This window comes from Kitasatospora papulosa, from assembly GCF_000717245.1.
Taxonomy (GTDB): domain Bacteria; phylum Actinomycetota; class Actinomycetes; order Streptomycetales; family Streptomycetaceae; genus Streptomyces; species Streptomyces papulosus.
Genome location: NZ_JNYQ01000043.1, coordinates 1 through 3,919, shown reverse-complemented (window position 1 = coordinate 3,919; position 3,919 = coordinate 1). Strand labels below are relative to the sequence as shown.

Here is a 3,919-nt window from a genome sequence, read left to right as displayed (position 1 = left end):
TGTGGCCGTAGTTCAACGACCCGGCACCGGCGAAGAAGTCCAGGTACGAGTGTCCGTCCTCATCCGTGAGCCGGGCACCCTGCGCACGGTCGAAGACCGTCGGCCAGCCACGGCAGTAGCTGCGCACCTCGGACTCGAGGGACTCGAAAACACTCAGGGCACGCGGGTTGTTCATGACACGCTCCTAGTGCGCCGGACGTCCGAGAACCGGGTCTCGATCGACGAGGCAGGTGGGTGGGCCAGCGGCCCGATCCGGTACAGGTGTTCGGACTCGTGTGCGTCCGGGAAGAGCCCTGAGGGGAACAGCAGCTCACGCTCCACCGACGCCCCGTTCCGAGCGGCGAAGGAGAGGAAGAGCCGTTGTGACGCGTCGTTGTCGGCACTGATGGTCGTCTCCAGCTGCTGGAGGACGCCCTTGTCGCGCAGACGGGTGGTGAGGTGGTCCAGCATGGCGCCGGCCAGGCCTCGGCCTCGTCGATCGCCGTCCACGGCGATCTGCCAGATGACGAGGCTGCCGGGGGCTTCCGGGCGTATGTAACCCGTCACGAAGGCGACGGCCTCTCCGCTTTCGTCGCGGGCGACCACGGAGGTCGCTGCGAAGTCACGGCACCACAGCAGATAGCTGTACGAGGAATTCACGTCGAGCACACGGGAATCGCGAGCGATTCTCCAAGCCGAAGCCCCGTCATCGATCGTGGGCTCCGCCATCTGTTCCCTTGACCTCACCATCGGCCCACACCTCCGTCTCACCTCGATACACAAGGCGGGAATGAACCCGCGAGAAGCGTGTGACGCTCTTCGGATCGAGCGTGTACCAACATATGTGCGAAGCGAATTGATTGACGAAAATACTTTCCGGAAATGCGGGTCGGGACCAGGGCAATCGGCTGGTCAGCGGCACCACGTGATCATCTCGCAGCACCGCCCCGGATCATGTTAGACCAGCGGACCTCTCCGGTCCACAGGAGAACTGTGGCACGAATGTCGACCGAAAGTGCGAGCTCGACGGCGGCCTTCCGAAGCAACTTCACCCGACGCGGACGTTCGGCGAGTTTCTTTTCTGATTGCCGGAACAGTTCCGATCGCCGGTGAACCCCGCCGACCACTCCGTGAAGACCTGTGCGCTTTCCTCACCGCCCCCGACTCCGTTCGGGTGATTCCTGTCAAAAATTCGGGCATCTGGCGGCTCGCGGTAATTCACCTGCCGGATGCACCTGATTGCGGATGTGTAATTCCGGCCACTCCCGCCGACCCCGAGGCCGGGCCTGCCTGCTCACGGACCGGCGAGCGGACTCGCCCGCGGCGAGGTACGGGGTGACGGAGGCCGTCGGGCGCGACCGCCACCGCGGCGCGGACCCGCTCCCGGCAGAACCGTGCGTCAGGCGGGAGATCACGGCGGACGGCCCGGAACGCTTCGTGAGCCCGGGCCCCGCCGAAGTCATCACTGTCGCCTGCCGGGCCCGGTCGCCCTGAGAACCGAGCGCGGGAGGACCGGCGCCGGCGGCTCCGCACGGCTCGGCCACCCGGGGTGCGCCGCAGTATCGCTTCCGCCGGGTGGTCACACTCCCGGCGTTGTCGCGTTTCCGACGTCGTGCCGTGACCTCGGCGTTGCCGCGTACCGAGCAGGGAGTCGACGGACAGTCGCCCCTCCGGCACCGGGCGATCCGCGCGATCCCGGGCGCCCGACGGCTTACGCAGCCCTTCGGCATGCGTTTCCTCGCGCGCCGCGCACCGCCGGAGCGCGGCACGGAGGACCGCACGCACGCCACGGGCTGCGGCTGAATCTATTCGGTACCCGCACAAACATCATGCGGCCGCGATCATCGTATCGAGTTAATGTCGTCGGCTCGCCTTGGTCCCAGGGCGGAAGCCGCCATTAGTGTTCCCCTGGATCTGGACGGGTTCCCGTTCATTCACCACCTTTTCCCCTTTCGCCCGACGGCGTCCGCATACGTGTGCCACCGACCTGACCAAGGAGAGCGTGCCGATGACTGTCGACTCGACCCCGGACGTGCGACTGGAACTGCCGCGGCAGTCCAGTCTTGGCACAGCGGCTGCCCGCAACCTCGCCCACACCACCAAGTCCGCCCCGCAGATGCAGGAGATCTCCTCCCGCTGGCTGCTGCGCATGCTGCCCTGGGTGGAGACCAAGGGCGGGGCCTACCGGGTCAACCGTCGCCTGAGCTACACCGTCGGCGACGGGACCGTGGAGTTCGTCCAGGACGGCGCCGACGTCCGTGTCATTCCCCGTGAACTCGGCGAACTGGCCCTGCTCCGGGGCTTCGACGACCTGGACGTCCTGACCGCGATCGCCGATCGGTGCGTACAACGCGAGTTCCGCGCCGGCGAGACACTGGTGGAGCGCGGAACACCCGCGGACAAACTGCATCTGATCGCGCACGGCCGCATCAACCAGACCTCCGTGGGGAGTTACGGCGACGAGGTCGTCCTGGACGTGCTGGCAGACGGCGACCGGTTCGGGGAGCACGCGCTGCTGGACGAGGACGCCCGCTGGGAGAACACCGCCACGGCCGAGACGTCGGGCACCCTCCTCACCTTGTCACGTGCGGACTTCGCCGCCGTGCAGTCCCACGCGGCGAGCCTGCGGGCCCACCTCGACACGTTCGCGTCGCTCTCCCAGCGGCGGCAGAACCACCGTGGCGAGGCCGAGATCGCGATGTCGGCCGGTCACGTCGGCGAGCAGGAACTGCCCGGCGCGTTCGTCGACTACGAACTGAAGCCCAGGGAGTACGAGCTCTCGGTCGCGCAGACCATCCTGCGGATCCACACGAGGGTCGCCGACCTCTACAACGGTCCGATGAACCAGACCGAGGAACAGCTCAGGCTCACCATCGAGGCGCTGCGCGAGCGCCAGGAGCACGAGCTGATCAACAACCGGGAGTTCGGCCTGCTCCACAACGCCGACTTCAAGCAGCGCATCCAGACGCACTCCGGCCCGCCGACCCCGGACGACATGGACGAACTGCTCTGCCGGCGCCGCGGCACCAAGTTCTTCCTCGCGCACCCCAGGACCATCGCGGCGATCGGGCGTGAGTTCAACGCGCGGGGGATCTACCCGGACCACGCCGACCTCGGTGGGCAGCAGGTCCCGGCCTGGCGCGGGGTCCCGATCCTCCCCTGCAACAAGATCCCGGTCACCGAGGAGAAGACCAGCTCGATCCTCGCCATGCGTACCGGCGAGGAGAACCAGGGCGTCATCGGTCTGCACCAGACCGGACTGCCGGACGAGTACGAACCGGGCCTGTCGGTCCGCTTCATGGGACTCGACGAGAAGGCGATCACGTCCTATCTCGTGACCACCTACTACTCGGCCGCGATCCTCGTGCCGGACGCGGTGGGCGTGATGGAGAACGTGCAGATCGCCCGCTGGCCCAGGTAGCGGACCCACCCCCGGACGGCACGGGACCGAAATCCTCAGGGCACGGTCGCGCGGACTCCGGAGGGCCACGGGACACCGCCACACCCCCACCCAAGGAGCCTTGGATGACCGCACCTGAGCTGCCACCACCACGGTCGAGCCTGCCGGAGGCCGCTTCCCGCTTCGGGGCGCACCTGCTCGCCTCCGCCGCGGCGCACGCACTCGATGTGGAGGTCGTGACCGGCGGCCCGCCCGGCACTCCCTCCCTGCCCGCCCCTCCCGTGACCAGCGCGTCCGCTCTCGCCGCGCGGCCCCTCCCCGCAGCCCCGGCAGCCGGGGCGCCGGCTCCGAGCGCCGGGCTGGAGCGGCTCCTGCGTGGCCCCAGCGGCCTGGGCACGGCGGGGGGGCGGCCGGCTCCCCCGGGGGGGGCGGCGGGCGCCCCCGCCCCCCCCCCCGCGGCGCGCGCGGGGGGGGGCGGCGGGCCCCGGCGCCCCCCCGGGGGACACGGGCGGCGCCCCGCCGTGCCCAGGCCGCTTGGGG

At 69.3% G+C, this 3,919-nt stretch carries 2 protein-coding genes and 1 pseudogene; 1 reads left to right on the top strand and 2 read right to left on the bottom strand.

Annotation, left to right across the window (positions count from 1 at the left end; all coding sequences use genetic code 11):
* Together IA22_RS36710 and ectA are read right to left on the bottom strand one after the other, a co-directional pair.
* Positions 1-175, bottom strand: a pseudogene (locus tag IA22_RS36710) (diaminobutyrate--2-oxoglutarate transaminase); the annotation flags it as partial.
* The gene (ectA, locus tag IA22_RS0133520; RefSeq protein ID WP_030125851.1) at positions 172-729 is read right to left on the bottom strand and encodes a diaminobutyrate acetyltransferase; all 558 of its coding nucleotides are present in this window, start codon (positions 727-729) and stop codon (positions 172-174) included. The pseudogene IA22_RS36710 and the gene ectA, both read right to left, overlap by 4 nt.
* 1,258 nt (positions 730-1,987) lie before the next feature.
* On the opposite strand from ectA, the gene IA22_RS0133510 reads away from it, so the two are divergent.
* On the top strand, positions 1,988-3,400 hold the full coding sequence (locus IA22_RS0133510) for a family 2B encapsulin nanocompartment shell protein (RefSeq protein ID WP_014157664.1): 1,413 nt from the start codon (positions 1,988-1,990) through the stop codon (positions 3,398-3,400).
* The last annotated feature ends 519 nt before the right edge of the window (positions 3,401-3,919 follow it).

What these genes read in the sequence shown, in the direction of transcription:
- IA22_RS0133510 (WP_014157664.1), top strand. Translation starts at nt 1,988, where the DNA reads ATGACTGTCGACTCGACCCCGGACGTGCGACTGGAACTGCCGCGGCAG.
- ectA (WP_030125851.1), bottom strand. Translation starts at nt 729, where the DNA reads ATGGTGAGGTCAAGGGAACAGATGGCGGAGCCCACGATCGATGACGGG.